Raw genomic sequence first — 17366 nt, forward strand, 5'->3', positions numbered from 1 at the left:
CGTAATCGATGTCACGAAAACGCAATAAAAACAGGGTCGTGGCAGGGTCAACCGAGGATTAGAAATGCGTAAATTTGCCAGGCTCTCTATAGCAACGCTCGTCGCAGCAACGATTGCCACCGGTGCGTCCGTTCCCGCTCTCGCTGGAGGCAGCTACTACAAGGGTGTGTCACCGACGCCGGTCAATGAAGGCCACCAGAGCGAGAAGTACAATCCGCCCGGAAAGACCGTAAACCGCCCGCCGCCGAGAAACGGTTCCTACTACAAGGGCATCATGCGCAAGTAGAAGGGCAGGTGAGAGGAAGCCGATGGGCCGAAATGCCGTTGGCTATCGACCGCCGGTCTGTCTCTCAGGCGGTGACATCCGTGAAAACAGGAAAGGGCGCCGTCGCGCCCTTTCGTTTCAGATCAGAACATGACTGAGAATATCGCCTTCGCTGACCACCAGGTTCGGCGGATGACCATTGCGCAGATAGTGCTTGCGGTCGCTATCGGCGGTAATGAACACGGCGGTTCGGGCAATCTCGTCCACTGTCATTTGTGGCGTTGGCGGAACGACGGCGATTTCGGAGCGCAGGCCAAGCTCGCGCAACAGTGCCTCGATCGCGCCATGGTCGTCCACGCCGTGAAGGACGAGCCGATCGATTTCTGCGATCGAATTCGTGCGCCACGTGACGGTCTGAAGAGCGACCAGGAGGGGCAGCGCCCCTCGTACCTGCTGCACCTCGGGATGGTGCTCGAAACCGCCCAGCATCAGCCGCGTGTAGAGTTCATAGGCGCGAACGTAGTCCTTCTTCATCATCCACATGCGTAAGGCGACGCTCATGCGGACCATGGTGAAGTCCTTGATCTGCGCGTCGAGGTAGGCGCGGCGATCGGCAGTCAGCTTGACAGCGCCGCGTTTGGCGCCGCTATAGAGGAAGTATTCAAGGCCGCCGCGATACGTGTCCCAGCCGGTCAGTGTTTCAGCGTGGCCAGCCTGCGGCCGATCACGGACGATCTTGGACCGTATCACCTGACGATAGAACGGCTTCTTCAGGAAGGCGACGGCGCCCAGTTCCAGAAAATGCGCGAGATAGGCGAAGGCCCAATAGGCGATGTGCCGCGGTGCCCAAGCGGAGCGCAGAGCCGAGGTCCGGTAAATACCGATCTCGGGGAAGACGTGTCGGTCGATGAGAAAATCGAAAACCGGCTCGAATTCCCGTTTCTTGAACTTCATATCCTTGTCGACCGAGTAGAACGGCGCACCGTCACATCCGTCGATCTCGTCATGCGTGTACCAGGGCGCAAAGCAGGCGGTCACTTCGGGATTGAGATCCAGATAGCGGATCGCCTCGCGCAAGCCATCGTTGATGAGCACGTCGTCGTCAGCCAGGTAGAGCGTGTACTCACCGACTGCGCGGCTGATGGCGCTGATGACGTTCGAAATCGCGCCGAAATTCTCCGACTGGCGGAAATAGCGGATCGGCAGCCCCTTGGCGATAAAGCGATCGACGATCTCCCGGGTGCTGTCGGTCGAGGCATTGTCGGAGATGACGATCTCGTACTTGAAGGAGAATTGGTAGAGTTCGACGAAGTAGTTGAGCGCCTTTTCGAGGAAGGGCGCGCGGTTATAGGTGGGAATGCAGATGCTCAGCTTAACCTGGCTCACTCGCCTCTCCATTGTCAGTCACATGCGACGTCGAGCCCTCGGCAGACTGCTCGCGTCGCTTTTGCTTGCACCGCCGGCGCGAAAACAGCAGTGGCTGGCGATGCATCGGCAGGGGCCGGACACCTCCAGGCGCAAGGGGCAATGCGCGCAGCGTCCATCCGACGTTCCCTTATTCCGCTTCGATCTTGCGTGAGCCTTATCTTGAATGAAGGTCGGGCAGCGGGCCACGTTGCAGAGGGTGAGCAGAACCCTTGTTAGCGATTTGTTAACCATGCTGAGGCAGTCTCGATGGCTGCACAAGAATGCTCGAACCCCGTGTTCATCGAGCGGCCCGCCCCAAAGCAGACGCATTCGTTCATTCCTAAGGGAGCAGAGACAAGGATGTACGAAATGGCAGCTCATATGATGAAGATGCTGATGAGCATCATGGCCGCGCTGTCGCTCGGCTCGCTGCTGTTTCTGATGGCCGTTCTCTAACAACGGCCAGGAGTTCGGGCGGCGCGCCCGTCAGGGGTAGAGGTAGAACTGGTCCCAGCTCTCGTGCGGTACAAGCTCGCCGATCTTGTATTCGAAGGACAGGACATCCAGGTGCTCCGCGTCGGTACGACACTTGAACTTCAGCTTGTACCACTCCCCCTTGCTGCGGAAGACCGCGCCCGGTGCCTTCATCTTGTCTTCCTTCATGATGGGCTCGGCGAAGGTGTAGGCGATGACCTTGTCCGGTCTGAAGGTCGATTTGTCGGCGTTGATGCGCTCCATCGCCTCGGTGTCGCATCGCTGTTCCAGGCGGGTCTGAGGGTCGAGCTTTTCGAACTGGCGTACCAGGGACTGGTCCATCGCCGATGCCGGGGAGAATGTGGCGGCGAAGATGAGCGAGTACGCGATTGTCTTCATGCTCGACGAATTCCTGCCATGAAAAAGAACCGGACCCGGCAAATTACTCCGGGGACGCGCCTGCGGTTTCAGTTAAGCATTGTGGCCATTCCAAGGCGCGGGGATCACGCTTCGGAAACGTCGATCCACTCGGCGCCGGTCAGTTCGACGATCCGGGCGGGGCTGATATGCACGGCCGCATTGGTGGCGCCGGCCGCCGGCACGACGATGTCGTAGGCCTTCAGGGACTCATCGCAATAGATGCTGTGCGGCTTGGCCAGGCCGAAGGGGCAGACGCCGCCGACCGGATGCCCGGTCTCCGCTTCCACCTCGTCGAAGCCGAGCATGCGCGCCTTGGTGCCGAAACGGGCCTTGTACTTCTTGTTGTCGAGGCGGGCGTCGCCGCGCGTAACGATCAGGATCACGTCGTCGCCGACACGCAGCGCCAGCGTCTTGGCGATCTGCGCCGGCTCGACACCGTGGCCCTCGGCCGCAAGCGCAACGGTGGCGGTGCTCTGTTGCAGCTCGATAACGTCGATGTCGGGGGCATGCTGGGAAAAGAAGTCTTTGACGGAGGCAAGGCTCATGGCGAACGGTTCACGTTATCGAAAAAGCTAGGGCGATCAGCCGCGGGGCAAAGGTCGTCTTCTGCGCCGGGTGCGCAAATCTCTCAATCGTCGTTGGAGGCGTCAAGGTCTTCCGGGCGAAGACCTTCCTGCCGCGGCGGAAGGTAGCCGTGGCTGGTGAACCAGTTCTCGAGGATTGCGATGATCGCCTGGTCTCGCGTCTGCATGCCTGGATGATTCGCGATGAAAGACTTGAGCGCCGTTTCGATCTTGTCGGTGTAAAGCGCGTTCATGCTTGCCTCCCTCTGGCAATATGCGGTTTCCGTCCGGTGACCCGTCCAGCAGATTACAGTGCTACAGCCCCCTCCGCGCGTCCAGATGGAACGCAGGCACAAAGGGTGACCGCGCCGGTCTGGATCAGGCCTGTTTGACGATGCGGATCAGCACCAGGAGAATGATCGCGCCGATCGTCGCGTGCAGAATTGCGGAGAGAATGCCGCTGCCGAGGCTGATGCCGATCGCCGGAAAGAGGAAGCCGGCGATGAAGGCGCCGATGATGCCGACGACCATATTGCCGATGAGGCCGAACCCGCCGCCCTTGACGATGAGGCCGGCGAGCCAGCCGGCCACGGCGCCGACGATCAGGAAGACGAGAATGCTTTCAATGCCCATGAATTGTCCCCTTTCCATTGGATCTCGACTGGAAAGATAGATCAGGAATCGAAATCAGATAGGGGGCAATTTCATCGTACGGCGATTTTTTGAGCGGTCGGGCGCAAGCGGCAGCGCCGGCCCCCGCGGGCACGGCGCCGCTCGATGGTATCAGACGATGCCGCCTCCGCCGCCGGCAACGGCCGGGCGCTCAGCCGCGACTTTCGCGCGGTAGCCGCTGTTGCGATAGGCCGCGACGGGCGCCACCGCCCCGCCATTCTCAAGTCGCGCCATGGCAAGGATCGGCTCGACGTCGGTGCGGAAGGCGGCCTTCAGCGTTTCGCTCGCCATCAGCGCGTCGTTGTCTTCCTGGCAGCCTTCGAGCGCTTTGCGGTCGACGATCAGCGCCTGCGCATAGGCGCGGCAGACCTCGGTCGCGCTCGTCATCAGGCTTTCGATCGGATCGGTGACATTGTGGCTCTGGTCGAGCATATGCGCGGGCCTGAACCCCTTGGCGCCGCGTGTTTCCGCATCCACCAGCTCGTTGAAGACGAGGAACAGGCGATAGGGGTCGATCACGCCGGTGTCGAGATCGTCGTCGCCGTACTTCGAATCGTTGAAATGGAAGCCGCCGAGCTTGCCGAACTGGATGAGGCGGGCGACGATCATTTCGATATTGACGTTGGGCGCATGGTGGCCGAGGTCGACGAGGCAGAAGGCCTTGGGGCCGAGTTCCTGGGCGATCAGGTAATTGGTGCCCCAGTCCTGGACGACGGTCGAATAGAAGGCCGGCTCGAACATCTTGTGCTCGGTAAAGACGCGCCAGTCATCAGGCAACGCCGCATAGACCGACTTCATCGCATCGAGATAACGCTCGAAGGCGCGGGTGAAATTGCTCTGGCCGGGAAAGTTCGAGCCGTCGCCGACCCACACGGTCAGTGCCTTCGAGCCGAGCTGCCGGCCAATCTCGATGCATTCGAGATTGTGTTCCACCGCCTGGCGGCGCGTGGCGGCGTCGACGTGTGACAGCGAGCCGAATTTGTAGGAATGCGCCTGGCCAGGGGCGTCGGAGAAGGTATTGGAATTCATCGCGTCGAAGCCGAGGCCGAGCGACGTACCTTTCTGCCTCAGTTCCGAGATGTCGCCGACCTTGTCCCAGGGGATATGCAGCGAGACGGTCGGCGTCGCCCTGGTCAGTTGCTGGATGACCGCGCAATCCTCGAGCTTGTCGAAGATGTTGCGCGGCTCGCCCTTGCCGGGGAAGCGGGCAAAGCGCGTGCCGCCGGTACCGACACCCCAGGAAGGGACGGCGACGCCATAGGCGGCGACCTTGCGCTTGATCTCGTCGATCGCAACACCGCGGCGGTCGAGCCGCTCGCCGAGGCTCTCATAGTCCCGGCGAAGTGCCGCAAGACGGCTGTCGTTTTCCGCCTCGACCGTTGCCTGGCTGATCATGGTGGTCGTCATGGCGTTCTCCTCGATCAGCGCGTGAACGACTGGGCGTTGCCCGCGTCGACGTTGATGATGTTGCCGGTCGATTTTGCCGACATGTCGGAGGCGAGGAAATAGATCGCCTCGGCGATGTCCTCCGGGAAGACGCTGAGCTTCAGCATCGAACGCTCGCGATAATGCGCTTCCAGGTCGTCGACATCCATCTTGTAGGCGGCGGCGCGCTGCTCCTTCCACTCGCCCGTCCAGATCTTCGAACCGCGCAGCACCGCATCCGGATTGACGACATTGACGCGGATCTGTGCCGCGGCACCTTCGAGCGCCAGGCAGCGGGCGAGATGGATCTCGGCCGCCTTGGCGGTGCAATAGGCCGAGGCTCCGGGCGAGGCAGCAAGGCCGTTCTTGGAGGCGACGAAGACGACGTTGCCGCCGGCCTTCTGCTGGCGGAAGATGCGGAAGGCCTCGCGCGAGACGAGGAAGTAGCCGGTCGTCAGGATCTCGATGTTCTTGTTCCAGAGCGCCAGTGTCGTGTCCTCGACCGCGGCGGAGGAAGCGAGGCCGGCATTGGAAACGAGGATGTCGAGACCGCCGAAGGCGAGCAGCGTGTCGCGGAAGCCGTTCTCGACGGCCTCTTCGCTGGTGACGTTCATGCTGACGGAGCGCACGAAGTCCTTGCCGTAGCGTGCGGAAAGCTCACTCGTAGCGGCGGCGAGCGCAGCCTCGTCGATATCGGCCAGCGCCACGCAGGCGCCTTCCTGCATCAGCCGGTTGGCGGTCGCCTTGCCGATGCCGCCGGCGCCGCCGGTGACGAGCGCGATGCGGCCGGCCAGGCTCTTCGGCTTCGGCATGCGCTGGAGCTTGGCTTCTTCGAGCAGCCAGTATTCGATGTCGAAGGCCTCCTGTTCCGGCAGGCCGACATAGGTGGAGACACCGGAGGCGCCACGCATGACGTTGATGGCATTGACATAGAACTCGCCGGAGATGCGGGCGGTTGCCTTGTCCTTGGCAAAGGTAATCATGCCGACGCCGGGCACGAGATAGACGACCGCATTCGGGTCGCGCATGTCAGGGCTGTCGGCATGCTTGCAGCGCTCGTAATAGGCCGCATAGTCGGCGCGATAGGCGGCGATCGCCTCAGGCAGCGCGGCAAGCGTCTTGTCGACATCCGGATTGGCCGGGTCGAAATCGATCACCAGCGGCCGGATCTTGGTGCGCAGGAAATGGTCGGGGCAGCTCGTGCCGAGCGCTGCGAGCGGCTCCAGGTCGCGCGCGGTGACGAAGTCGAGCACCGCCTGGCTGTCGTCGAAATGACCAACCTTGCGTTCGTCGGCGCTGATCAGCCCGCGGATGACAGGCAGCAGCTTGCGGGCGACATCGGCGCGGGCGGCGGCGTCGAGTACCGGCTTCACCGCGCCGCCGAAGGCGGGCTTGGTGTTTTCGGCTTCGAACCAGGCGATCGCCTTGTTGATGATCTCGATCGTCGTCTCATAGGCTTCCTTGGCCGTGTCGCCCCAGGTGAAGAGGCCGTGGCTTTCGAGCACCACGCCGCGTGCCCCGGGGTTTTCCAGGCAAAACTTCTCCAGCCACAGGCCGAGCTCGTAACCCGGTCGCTTCCAGGGCAGCCAGCCGATGTCGTCGCCGAAGATCTTCGCCGTCAGTTCGCGGCTGTTCTGCGATGCGGCGATCGCGATGATCGCGTCGGGGTGCATGTGGTCGACATGCTTCTTCGGCACATAGGCGTGCAGCGGAGTGTCGATGGAGGCGGCGCGCGGATTGAGGTTGAAGGTGCAGTGGGGCAGGTAGCCGACCATCTCGTCTTCGAACGCGACGCCGCGATAGATCGACTTCAGCGCGTTGAGCTTGTCCATGTAGAGCGTCGCGAAGCCGTCGAGCTTGATCGTGCCGACGTCGCCGCCCGAACCCTTGACCCAGAGAACCTCGACCGTGCCGCCGCCGAGCGGGTCCTTTTCCATCACCTTGGCCGAGGTGTTGCCACCGCCGTAATTGGTGATGCGCTTGTCGGAACCGAGCAGGTTGGAGCGGTAGAGCAAACGCTCGGATTCGCTCATGCCGGCAGCCTTTGCCTCGTCCCAAAGGTTTGCAAGTCGTGCGCCCTGCTGCTTGTCGAGCATCTCGAATTCCTCCCGGTCTGATGTCGCGCGGCTTGGCGGCCGCGCAGAGATGTGGTTGGCATCAGATCATAGGACTTGAGCATTAAAGTCAATCAAAAACGATCAAGTTCGCGCATATTGCGCTGCACAATGAAAAAATATGATTGATTGTGATTGACAATGGTCGATCGTGATGGAAGCATTGATGGTATCGGAGGAGCGCATGCACGAGAAAGAAAGACACCGGATCATTCTGTCGGCGGTTCAGGAAAAACCCGTCGTCACCGTCCAGGAACTGGTCGATCTGACTGACAGTTCCGAGGCGACGATCCGGCGCGACATCGCAGCGCTTCACGTGCAGAAGAAGCTGCGCCGCGTGCGCGGTGGCGCCGAGGCGATCAACCCGCCGCAATTCGTCGGGCTTGCCGGCCGTCCGTTCAAGGTCAACGAGGGGCTGCATGCCCGCGAGAAGCAGGCGATTGCCAAGGAGGCCGTGGCACTCTGCGAGGATGGCGAGCCGATCATTATCAATGGCGGCACCACCACCTTCCAGATGGTGCATTTCCTCAGCAATCGCCGCATGCAGGTGTTCACCAATTCCTTCCCGATCGCCGAGCACCTGCTGAAGCACTCGAAGAACACGGTGATGCTGTCGGGCGGCACGATCTACCGCGAGCAGAACATCATCCTCAGCCCCTTCGACAACGACGTGACGCGCAACTTCTATGCGCGCCGCATGTTCATGGGCGCTCAAGGCCTGGGCCCGCTCGGCCTGATGGAGGCCGATCCGCTTCTGATACAGGCGGAACAGAAGCTCATCGACCAGGCCGACGAACTCGTCGTGCTGGTCGACTCGTCGAAATTTCACAAGCGCTCCAGCCTCATCCTCTGCGGGCTGAAGCGGATCGCCACGGTGATCACGGATTCGGGCATCGAGGACAGGCATGCCGCGATGCTCGAAAATGCCGGGGTGAGGCTGGTCGTTGCCAGCAGCAGGGCCGGCATGGATGCGGAGAACATGTCCTCGTCCGCCTGAGGCGGGCGAGGTGAGGGGAAGGTGGCGGTCACGGTCAATAAGGGGCCGGGTCGTTGCCGAACGGAGGAAGTCGCGCCGGATGCGTGTATCGCGCACCGGTCAATGGGAGGAAATGAGCATGAAGATCCTGAAATCACTGATGGTCACGGCCGCCGTTTCGCTGGCGCTGATGGCCAATGCCGCACATGCGGAAAACAAGAAGATCGCCCTCGTCGTCAAGGCGCTGGGCATCGGCTTCTTCGAGGCTGCCAACAAGGGCGCCCAGGAGGCGGCCAAGGAATTGGGCGATGTCGAGGTGATCTATACCGGCCCGACCTCGACGACGGCGGAGGGCCAGATCGAAGTGATCAATTCGCTGATCGCCCAGAAGGTCGACGCGATCGCCGTCTCCGCCAACGACACCGACGCCCTGGTGCCGGCGCTGAAGAAGGCGATGGACCGCGGCATCAAGGTGATCTCCTGGGATTCCGGCGTCGCCAAGGAAGGCCGGATGATGCACCTCAACCCGTCCTCGAATGCGCTGATCGGCAACATGATCATCAAGCTTGCCGCCGACAACCTGCCAGAGGGCGGCGACGTGGCCGTGCTGTCCGCTTCGGCGACCGCGACCAACCAGAACACCTGGATCGCGGAGATGAAGAAGGTCCAGGGCAACTACAAGGGCATCAACGTCGTTGCCACCGTCTATGGCGACGACCTTGCCGACAAGTCCTATCGCGAGACGCAAGGGCTTATCCAGTCCTATCCGAACCTGAAGGCGATCATCGCGCCGACCTCCGTCGGCATCGTTGCGGCGGCGCAGGCCGTCACCGACGCCGGCAAGATCGGCCAGATCAACGTCACCGGCCTCGGCCTTCCCTCGGAAATGGCCGGCCACGTGAAGTCGGGCGCCTCCAAGTCCTTCGCGATCTGGAACCCGATCGACCTCGGCTATTCCGCGACGATGCTTTCCTACGACCTGATCAACGGTGCGGAGGCCAAGCCCGGTGCCGAGTTGAAGATGGGCCGCATGGGCACGGTCAAGCTCGACGACAACAATGAAGGCGCCATGGCCGATCCGTTCGTCTACGACGCCAAGAACGTCGAGGAATTCGCCAAGATCTTCTGATCCGGCGATTGGATGCGTGCCCCTCATCCGCGCGGTGAGGGCTGCCCCTCATCCGCACGGTGAGGGCTGCCCCTCATCCGCCTGCCGGCACCTTCTCCCCGCTCGCGGGGAGAAGGGACAAGCGGCGCACTCTTCCGTTCCCTCGCCCGAACAAATGGGGTGAACGGGTCCCCTCTCCCCGCAGGCGGGGAGAGGGTTAGGGTGCGGGGCATTTGTAGGCTGAGGTGCCTTCGATGTGAGGCACACAAACTTGATGGAACGGAACTTGCTCCAGGATACGCTCACATCGCGGATAAAGCCCGCCATCGCGCTCAAGGGGATCTCGAAGTCCTTCCCTGGCGTCAAGGCGCTCTCCGACGTTTCGCTGTCGCTCTATCCGGGATCGGTGACCGCGCTGATCGGCGAAAACGGCGCCGGCAAATCGACGCTGGTGAAGATCCTGACCGGTATCTATCAGCCGGACCAGGGCACGATCTCCGTCGGCGATCAGGAGGTGCATTTCCCGACGGCACTTGCCGCGGCCCGCGCCGGCGTCACCGCGATCCACCAGGAGACCGTGCTCTTCGATGAGCTTTCGGTTGCCGAGAACATCTTCCTCGGCCACGCCCCGCGCAACCGTTTCGGGCTGATCGACTGGAAGAAGCTCAATGCCGATGCGCGCGCGCTTCTCGCGCGAGCCGGTGCCGATTTCGATCCGACGATCCGGCTCCGTGATCTCGGCATTGCCAGGAAACACCTCGTCGCGATCGCCCGCGCCCTTTCCGTCGACGCCCAGGTGGTCATCATGGACGAGCCGACGGCGGCGCTGTCGCACAAGGAAATCCATGAGCTCTATGCTCTCGTCGAGCGGCTGAAGGCCGACGGCAAGGCGATCCTCTTCATCAGCCACAAGTTCGACGAGATCTTCCGCATTGCCGATCGCTATACCGTCTTCCGCGACGGAACCATGGTGGACGAGGGACTGATCGCCGATGTCAGCCAGGATAAGCTGGTGCGCCTCATGGTCGGCCGCGCCGTCGGCTCGGTCTACCCGAAGAAGGAAGTGGCGATCGGCGAGCCGGTCCTGACCGTCTCGGGCTACCGCCATCCGACCGAATTCGAAGACATCAACTTCGAGCTTCGCCGTGGCGAGATCCTCGGATTTTACGGCCTCGTCGGCGCCGGCCGTTCGGAGTTCATGCAGTCGCTGATCGGCGTCACCCGGCCCTCCGCCGGTGCCGTTCGGCTCGACGGCGAGGTGCTGGTGATCCGCAGCCCATCCGAGGCGATCCGCAGCGGCATCGTCTATGTGCCCGAAGAGCGCGGCCGGCAGGGCGCAATCATCGGATTGCCGATCTTCCAGAACGTCACCTTGCCGTCGCTGTCGCGCACCTCGCGCTCGGGTTTCCTGAAGCTTGCCAACGAGTTCGCGCTTGCCCGCGACTACACCTCGCGTCTCGATCTGCGCGCCGCTTCGCTCGACCAGGATGTCGGCACGCTTTCGGGCGGCAACCAGCAGAAGGTCGTCATCGCCAAGTGGCTGGCGACGAGACCGAAGGTGATCATTCTCGACGAGCCGACCAAGGGCATCGATATCGGCTCCAAGGCGGCGGTCCATGCCTTCATGAGCGAACTGGCGGCCGAAGGCCTGAGCGTCATCATGGTCTCGTCGGAAATCCCCGAAATCATGGGCATGTCCGACCGCGTCATCGTCATGCGTGAGGGCCGGATCGCCGGGCGGTTCGAGCGCGCCGAACTGACGGCGGAAAAGCTGGTGCGCGCTGCCGCCGGCATTCAGGAGGCCGCATGATGGCGAAGTTTCTCAAGAACCGTGAGCTTCTGCTTGTCGGCGCGATCGCCGTGCTGCTTGCGCTGATCACCTTGCGCTTCCCCCCCTTCGTGGCGCCCGCCAATCTCGCGCGCGTCTACAACGACACGTCGATCCTGATCATTCTGGCGCTTGGCCAGATGGCCGTGATCCTGACGCGATGCATCGACCTTTCGATGGCCGCCAACCTGGCGCTTTCGGGCATGGTGGCAGCGATGCTGAACGCCGCCTTTCCGGGCCTGCCGATCCCGCTGATCATCCTTGCAGCGGTCGCGCTCGGCACCGCGCTCGGCATGATCAACGGGGCGCTCGTCTGGAAGCTCGATATTCCGCCGATCGTCGTCACGCTTGGCACCCTCACCATCTATCGCGGCCTGATCTTCCTCTTGAGCGGCGGCAAGTGGATCAATGCCCATCAGATGAGCGACGCGTTCAAGGCGCTGCCGCGTGACGAGCTTGTCGGATTTCCGGTTCTCTCCTGGCTGTCGCTGGTGATGATCGGGCTCGTCTTCCTGCTGATGGGCCGGACGGCGCTCGGGCGCGCCTTCTATGCCGTCGGCGGCAATCCGCATGCGGCCGTCTATACCGGCATCGACGTCGGCCGAACCCGCTTCTCGGCCTATTGCCTTTCGGGTGCGCTCGCCGGACTTTCCGGTTACCTGTGGGTGTCGCGCTACGCCGTCGCCTATGTCGACATCGCTGCCGGCTTCGAACTCGACATCATTGCGGCCTGCGTCATTGGTGGCATATCGATCGCCGGCGGTATCGGTACTGTCGCGGGCGCCGTGCTCGGCGCGCTGTTTCTTGGCGTTATCAAGAATGCCCTGCCGGTTATCAACATCTCGCCCTTCGCCCAGATGGCGATTTCGGGCATGGTCATCATCATTGCCGTTGCCGTCAACGCTCGCGCCGAACGGCGCAAGGGACGCGTCATCTTGAGAAAGGCGGAGGCTGTCTGATGGCCGAGACCCACCTTACCCCCCGCAACATTCCCGATCGGCTGGAAGGCCGCGGCGCGCGTCTGTTGAAGAGCTGGGAAAGCCTGCTGTTCGTCGTCGCCTGCCTGATATTCCTCGGCAACTCGCTGGCATCGCCCTACTTCCTCGATCCCTGGAACCTTTCGGACGCCACCTTCAACTTCACCGAAAAGGCGATGATCGCCTTCGCCATGGCGTTGGTGATCATCGCGGGCGAGATCGATCTCTCGGTGGCCTCGGTCATTGCGCTCGCCTCGACGGCGATGGGCTATGCCGTCCAGCTCGGTTTCGATACGCCGGCGCTGGTGGCGATCGGCCTCTCCGTCGGCCTCATTTGCGGCGCCATCAATGGGCTTTTGATCACCGGTCTCGGGCTTCCGTCCATCGTGGTGACCATCGGCACCATGAGCCTTTTCCGCGGCCTCTCCTTCATCATCCTGGGAGATCAGGCTTTTACCGGCTATCCCGACAGCTTCTCCTGGTTCGGCCAGGGATATGTCTGGTGGGTGTTCTCCTTCGAGTTCACGCTCTTCGTCGTCCTTGCGGCCGCCTACGGCGTCGTGCTGCATAAGACCAATTTCGGCCGTGCGGTCTATGCCATCGGCAACAACCAGACGGCGGCGCTCTTCTCCGGCATCCGGGTCGCGCGCATCAAGTTCATCCTGTTCCTGTTGACCGGGCTGATGGCCGGGCTCGCCTCGATCTGCCTGACTTCGCGCCTCGGTTCCACCCGCCCTTCGATTGCGCTCGGATGGGAGCTCGAAGTGGTGACGATGGTCGTGCTCGGCGGCGTCAACATTCTCGGCGGCTCCGGAACCATTCCCGGCGTCGTGCTCGCGGCGCTGATCATGGGCATGGTGACCTTCGGCTTCGGGCTGCTCAACGTGCCTGGCATTGTCATGTCGATCTTCATCGGCCTGCTGCTGATCTCGGTGATCGCGCTTCCCATCCTCTGGCGGCGCGCCCGCCACCGTCTTGCGCATTGAGGCTGCCATGGAAAAATATGCGTTCCGCATGCGGCTGAACCCGGGCATGGCTGCCGAATACAAGGCGCGGCACGACGCCATCTGGCCGGAGCTGGCGGCGCTCTTGAAGGAGGCTGGCGTCTCCGATTATTCCATTCATCTGGACGAGGAGACCAACCTGCTCTTCGGCGTGCTCTGGCGTAGCGACGATCACCGCATGGCCGACCTGCCGTCCCATCCGGTCATGCAGAAATGGTGGGCCTACATGGCCGATATCATGGAAACCAAAGCCGACAACGAGCCGGTGGCCGTGCCGCTCAAGACCGTTTTTCATATGGACTGACGTGATGCGGGTCGTTGGCGTTATCGATATCGGCAAGACCAATGCCAAGGTGGCGGCTGTTGATCTCGACCGGTTCGAGGAGATCGCCGTTCGCAAGACCGCGAATGCGGTGCTCACCGACGGCCCCTATCCGCATTTCGATATCGAGCATCTCTGGGCCTTCGTGCTCGAGAGCCTCGCGGAGCTCAATTCCGAACACGCCTTCGAAGCAATCTCGATCACCACCCATGGCGCGACGACGGTCGTGCTTGATGCGGCCGGCAAGCTGGCACTGCCGGTGCTGGACTACGAATATGCCGGCCCAGACAGCCTTGCCGCCGAATATGATGCGGCGCGGCCGCCGTTTTCCGAGACAGGCTCGGCGCGCCTGCCGATGGGCCTCAATGTCGGCGCACAACTCTATTGGCAGCAGAAGACCTTTCCGGATGATTTTGCGCGGGTCGCCTCGATCCTCACCTATGCGCAATACTGGACCTACCGCCTGACGGGTGTGCTTTGCAACGAACTGACCTCGCTCGGCTGCCACACCGATCTCTGGAACCCGCGAGCCGGGACCTTCTCGTCCCTGGTCGAGCGCCAGGGCTGGCGGCCGCTTTTCGCGCCGGTGCTGAAGGCGAGCGATATCGCTGGCGCCTTGCGGCCGGAACTCTGCGCCGCGACCGGGATTGCGGCCGAGACATCAGTCTATTGCGGAATCCATGACTCCAACGCCTCGCTGCTCCCGCATCTGCTGACGCGTGCCTCGCCCTTCACGGTGGTCTCCACCGGCACCTGGGTCGTCATGCTGGCGGTCGGCGCGGAGCCGAAGCCGCTCGACGAACATCGCGACACGCTCATCAACGTCAATGCGCTTGGCGATCCCGTGCCCTCGGCCCGCTTCATGGGCGGCCGGGCGTTCCAGCTTCTATTGGGGGAAGGGGCGGTTCCCGCAACGCCGGACGTGGAGGTGGCCGTCGCCAAGGCCGGCCACATGCTGTTGCCGTCGATACCCGAGGGCTCCGGTCCCTTTCCGACTTCGAAGGCGATCTGGACGACCGACGAGAAAGCGCTTGGCCCCGCCGAGCGTTTTGCCGTCGTGTCGTTTCACTTGGCTCTGATGACGGCCACCTGCCTCGATCTGGTCGGAGCGCGCGGGGAGGTCGTCGTCGAGGGACCGTTTGCAGTCAATGCGGCCTATCTGCGTATGCTCGCAGCCGCGACAGGCCGGCCGATATTCGCCGATCCCCACAACGTTACGGGTACGAGCCTCGGGGCAGCCTGCCTCGTCAGGGGATCCCGGGTCAGGACCGGGGTCCAGCCGGTTGCGGGCGAGGTTCCCGAGAGCCTCATCACCTATGCGCGCGCATGGCGCGAGATGGCACTCGAGCATGCGGATAAAGAAAAGCGGCCGTAGAACTCCGCTCACGGCCGTAAGATGCTTGGTTGTGTCAGTAAGGGGCGGGCCTGAGCTCGATCAAAACACAGAACTGCGCTTTACCGACCGGTTGTGCTCGATGTTGAGCACGATCGATACTGCCGTCATTGTCAGGATTGCGGTGAGTGCGGCGCCAATTCCAAGAACAATCATTGTTCGTTTCCTGTAAGCGCATCGTCATGATGTCGCTTTGCCTGGATCACGATGATTTGGATCGCACCGACCCAATCATAAACGTGATCGATTTCTCATAAGTTAGAGCAGGATGCGGGAGGAAAACCGCACACACTTTTCCTCATCCCGTTCTCGCGAAGGTTTCTTCGCGCATTCGGCGCCCACTTCACTTTCGCTTCGATACGCGAGCGCAAGTCGAAGTACAATTCTAAACTCTTGTGATTGAGAACCTGTTGGTTTCAGGGGTCTTTATTACAGTTTTGTTGCGGTGCGAAAAACACTCGCGAAAACGCCCTGCGAACTTTAGTGAATCCGATTAGAGGCGAGGGACCGTTAACCTTCAAGCAAGGAATTAACCATAAACATGGTCCCACACGTCGGAATGGGATAATTCACAAGTCTCCTCAAGGCATGATGCCGCCCCGCCGTACCGGTTCCGGTCCGGTATACAATCTTCACCGAATTTACTTGCGGGATGAACGATAGCAGACGCCGCCGGCGGGGGCTGATCTCATCAATGTGGCGTGCACGTCCGGTGGACCGTAGCTCCCCTTGATCCTCCCCAGGCAAATTCCGAACGCGCAAGACCCGGGGATCAGCGTTGAGGCAGGAAGCGTCGTCAGAACAGGCAAGGAAGGGCCAGGCAGGCAGCCTGCTGGAGCGCCTGCGTTTTGCCGGGCTCGACGACGACAGCTGCAACCGCGTCCGGGACCACAGACAGAAGCTTTCTCCCCGCATCGACCAGGCGCTCCGTGACCTTTTCCAGCGCCTGCAGACCTATCCCGATGCCGCCCGCCATTTCGACAGCGATCGCCAGATCGATCGCCTTCAGGACCTGCAATCGTCGCACTGGAACGTGCTGACCGACGCGCGTTTCGACGGTCTCTATGCCGAGCGCGTCAAGGTGCTCGCCGATACGGCCAGCCGCATGGGTCTCGATCCGCGCTGGCAGATGGCAAGCCATGCGGTCGTGCTCGAACATCTCCTCGTTGGTCTCATCGAAGAGGCTTGGCCGAGATCCTTCCTGCCGATGGGCAAGGCGCGTCGTCGCGAGCTCTGCGACCTCGTCGCAGCACTCGTGCGTACCGTCTTCGTCGACACTGAGATCGGCGTTTCGCTCCGTTTCAATGCCCTTCGCCAGCAGCACCAGCGGCAACTGACCGAGCAGCGCAGCGCCGACGAACAGGAAGTCAAGGCGCTCTTCGGCGACTTTGCCGAGGGCTTGAGCCAGGGCGATCTCGGCGCGCGGCTACCGGAAGCGGCCGCGGAGGCCTACCAGCCGATCGTGGCCAGCCTCAATGCGGCACTCGAACAGATTCAGCAGAGCCTGCAGGTATCGGATCGCCACAACCTTTCTGCCGAGGCCCTCGTCGATCGCATGCGTGGAAGCGCAGCCGCTTTCTCGGACAAGGCGAGCGCCGAAGCCGATGCGCTGTCCGGGCAACTTGCAGCGCTCTCGGACATGGCCGGCCGCATGGCATCCGGCTCCGGCCGCATCAGCGCGACGGAAACGAAGGCCAACGAAACCCGTATCGCCGTCGAGCGCAGCGGTGAGATCGCCGGTCAGGCGATCTCCGCCATGGCCGATATCGAAGCGTCCGCCGAAAAGATCGGTCAGATCATCGGCGTCATCGACGAGATCGCCTTCCAGACCAATCTGCTGGCGCTCAATGCCGGCATCGAAGCGGCGCGGGCCGGCGACAGCGGTCGCGGCTTTGCCGTCGTCGCCCAGGAAGTGCGCGCCCTGGCGCAGCGCTCCGGTGAGGCGGCCCGTGAAATCAAGCAGCTCGTCTCCGGCACCAAGGCGCAGGTCGAGACCGGCGTCGAGATCGTCGGCCGCACCCAGGACGCGATCAGCAGCATCGTCGAGCAGGTCACGTCGATCAATTCGGCGGTTTCCGGCATCGCCCGCGAAGCGGAGCAGCAGGTCGGTGATCTCAGGGGCGTCGCTGCCGAGATCGGCACGATCTCCGAGCGCGTGCAGGCAAGCGCCGCATTGGCCGGCGAAACCGCCCGTTCGTCGGACGATCTCCACACCGTCATTGTCGAGCTTGGCGAAACGATCCGCCGGTTCCGCCTGGAGCGGCGTCATCCCGTTTCGTCAGCCACCGGTCGCGAGCAGCATAGGCCGGCTCCGGGCGTGATTGCCGAGGAGCCGATGGTCGCACTGTTCGACGACGGGCCGCAGCGGCAGCTCGCCGGATGGCAGCGCTGATTTCGAGAGCAGCACAGAGTTAGCAG

The 17366-nt window shown here is 62.4% G+C and carries 16 protein-coding genes; 9 read left to right on the forward strand and 7 right to left on the reverse strand.

Annotation, left to right across the window (positions count from 1 at the left end; all coding sequences use genetic code 11):
- Window positions 1-64: 64 nt before the first annotated feature.
- Entirely contained in the window at window positions 65-286 is a 222-nt protein-coding gene (locus QM996_RS01185; protein WP_500268944.1) for a hypothetical protein, read from the forward strand.
- A gap of 117 nt (window positions 287-403) precedes the next feature.
- Here the strand turns inward: QM996_RS01185 and QM996_RS01190 are convergent, their stop codons facing one another.
- From QM996_RS01190 to QM996_RS01220, 7 genes are all read right to left on the reverse strand, one after another.
- Entirely contained in the window at window positions 404-1651 is a 1248-nt protein-coding gene (locus QM996_RS01190) for a glycosyltransferase family 2 protein (RefSeq protein ID WP_500268945.1), read from the reverse strand.
- 507 nt (window positions 1652-2158) lie between these two features.
- The gene (locus tag QM996_RS01195) at window positions 2159-2545 is read right to left on the reverse strand and encodes a DUF930 domain-containing protein (RefSeq protein WP_500268946.1); all 387 of its coding nucleotides are present in this window, start codon (window positions 2543-2545) and stop codon (window positions 2159-2161) included.
- Between the two features lie 104 nt (window positions 2546-2649).
- Window positions 2650-3111, reverse strand: a complete 462-nt coding sequence (locus QM996_RS01200; protein WP_247958125.1) for a YbaK/EbsC family protein — start codon at window positions 3109-3111, stop codon at window positions 2650-2652.
- A gap of 83 nt (window positions 3112-3194) precedes the next feature.
- A complete protein-coding gene (locus tag QM996_RS01205) occupies window positions 3195-3383 on the reverse strand; it encodes a hypothetical protein (protein WP_500268947.1) in 189 nt (62 codons plus the stop codon).
- Between the two features lie 124 nt (window positions 3384-3507).
- Window positions 3508-3762, reverse strand: a complete 255-nt coding sequence (locus QM996_RS01210) for a GlsB/YeaQ/YmgE family stress response membrane protein (protein ID WP_173515567.1) — start codon at window positions 3760-3762, stop codon at window positions 3508-3510.
- A 150-nt stretch (window positions 3763-3912) separates the two neighbouring features.
- Entirely contained in the window at window positions 3913-5208 is a 1296-nt protein-coding gene (gene rhaI, locus QM996_RS01215; RefSeq protein WP_500268948.1) for an apurinic/apyrimidinic endonuclease family protein, read from the reverse strand.
- A gap of 14 nt (window positions 5209-5222) precedes the next feature.
- Window positions 5223-7322, reverse strand: coding sequence for a bifunctional aldolase/short-chain dehydrogenase (locus QM996_RS01220; RefSeq protein WP_500268949.1), 2100 nt, complete (start codon window positions 7320-7322; stop codon window positions 5223-5225).
- Window positions 7323-7524: 202 nt separating this feature from the next.
- Here QM996_RS01220 and QM996_RS01225 point away from each other — a divergent pair, with 202 nt between their 5' ends.
- The 8 genes from QM996_RS01225 (at window position 7525) to QM996_RS01260 (ending at window position 17340) form a co-directional block, all read left to right on the forward strand.
- Window positions 7525-8337, forward strand: coding sequence for a DeoR/GlpR family DNA-binding transcription regulator (locus tag QM996_RS01225; RefSeq protein ID WP_429812613.1), 813 nt, complete (start codon window positions 7525-7527; stop codon window positions 8335-8337).
- A gap of 118 nt (window positions 8338-8455) precedes the next feature.
- Window positions 8456-9445: a rhamnose ABC transporter substrate-binding protein gene (gene rhaS, locus QM996_RS01230; RefSeq protein ID WP_173515571.1), complete on the forward strand. Its 990-nt coding sequence runs from the start codon at window positions 8456-8458 to the stop codon at window positions 9443-9445.
- A 292-nt stretch (window positions 9446-9737) separates the two neighbouring features.
- Window positions 9738-11234, forward strand: a complete 1497-nt coding sequence (locus tag QM996_RS01235) for a sugar ABC transporter ATP-binding protein (protein WP_500270365.1) — start codon at window positions 9738-9740, stop codon at window positions 11232-11234.
- Window positions 11231-12211 (forward strand): ABC transporter permease, encoded by a 981-nt coding sequence (locus QM996_RS01240; RefSeq protein ID WP_500268950.1) that lies wholly within the window; start codon window positions 11231-11233, stop codon window positions 12209-12211. The genes QM996_RS01235 and QM996_RS01240 overlap by 4 nt, the downstream gene beginning before the upstream one ends.
- Window positions 12211-13215: an ABC transporter permease gene (locus tag QM996_RS01245; RefSeq protein WP_500268951.1), complete on the forward strand. Its 1005-nt coding sequence runs from the start codon at window positions 12211-12213 to the stop codon at window positions 13213-13215. The genes QM996_RS01240 and QM996_RS01245 overlap by 1 nt, the downstream gene beginning before the upstream one ends.
- A gap of 7 nt (window positions 13216-13222) precedes the next feature.
- Complete coding sequence (rhaM, locus tag QM996_RS01250; RefSeq protein ID WP_500268952.1) at window positions 13223-13537, forward strand: L-rhamnose mutarotase; 315 nt, start codon at window positions 13223-13225, stop codon at window positions 13535-13537.
- Window positions 13538-13541: 4 nt separating this feature from the next.
- Complete coding sequence (locus QM996_RS01255; protein WP_500268953.1) at window positions 13542-14930, forward strand: FGGY-family carbohydrate kinase; 1389 nt, start codon at window positions 13542-13544, stop codon at window positions 14928-14930.
- A gap of 796 nt (window positions 14931-15726) precedes the next feature.
- Entirely contained in the window at window positions 15727-17340 is a 1614-nt protein-coding gene (locus tag QM996_RS01260) for a globin-coupled sensor protein (RefSeq protein ID WP_500268954.1), read from the forward strand.
- The last annotated feature ends 26 nt before the right edge of the window (window positions 17341-17366 follow it).

The organism is Sinorhizobium chiapasense (assembly GCF_045277575.1).
Taxonomy (GTDB): domain Bacteria; phylum Pseudomonadota; class Alphaproteobacteria; order Rhizobiales; family Rhizobiaceae; genus Ensifer; species Ensifer chiapasense_A.

Excerpts from the sequence above, each read along its gene's own strand:
- QM996_RS01225 (WP_429812613.1), top strand. The coding sequence starts at position 7,525 with ATGCACGAGAAAGAAAGACACCGGATCATTCTGTCGGCGGTTCAGGAA.
- QM996_RS01195 (WP_500268946.1), bottom strand. The coding sequence starts at position 2,545 with ATGAAGACAATCGCGTACTCGCTCATCTTCGCCGCCACATTCTCCCCG.
- QM996_RS01205 (WP_500268947.1), bottom strand. The coding sequence starts at position 3,383 with ATGAACGCGCTTTACACCGACAAGATCGAAACGGCGCTCAAGTCTTTC.
- QM996_RS01185 (WP_500268944.1), top strand. The coding sequence starts at position 65 with ATGCGTAAATTTGCCAGGCTCTCTATAGCAACGCTCGTCGCAGCAACG.
- QM996_RS01210 (WP_173515567.1), bottom strand. The coding sequence starts at position 3,762 with ATGGGCATTGAAAGCATTCTCGTCTTCCTGATCGTCGGCGCCGTGGCC.
- rhaM (WP_500268952.1), top strand. The coding sequence starts at position 13,223 with ATGGAAAAATATGCGTTCCGCATGCGGCTGAACCCGGGCATGGCTGCC.
- QM996_RS01220 (WP_500268949.1), bottom strand. The coding sequence starts at position 7,322 with ATGCTCGACAAGCAGCAGGGCGCACGACTTGCAAACCTTTGGGACGAG.
- QM996_RS01245 (WP_500268951.1), top strand. The coding sequence starts at position 12,211 with ATGGCCGAGACCCACCTTACCCCCCGCAACATTCCCGATCGGCTGGAA.
- rhaS (WP_173515571.1), top strand. The coding sequence starts at position 8,456 with ATGAAGATCCTGAAATCACTGATGGTCACGGCCGCCGTTTCGCTGGCG.
- QM996_RS01240 (WP_500268950.1), top strand. The coding sequence starts at position 11,231 with ATGATGGCGAAGTTTCTCAAGAACCGTGAGCTTCTGCTTGTCGGCGCG.
- rhaI (WP_500268948.1), bottom strand. The coding sequence starts at position 5,208 with ATGACGACCACCATGATCAGCCAGGCAACGGTCGAGGCGGAAAACGAC.
- QM996_RS01200 (WP_247958125.1), bottom strand. The coding sequence starts at position 3,111 with ATGAGCCTTGCCTCCGTCAAAGACTTCTTTTCCCAGCATGCCCCCGAC.
- QM996_RS01255 (WP_500268953.1), top strand. The coding sequence starts at position 13,542 with ATGCGGGTCGTTGGCGTTATCGATATCGGCAAGACCAATGCCAAGGTG.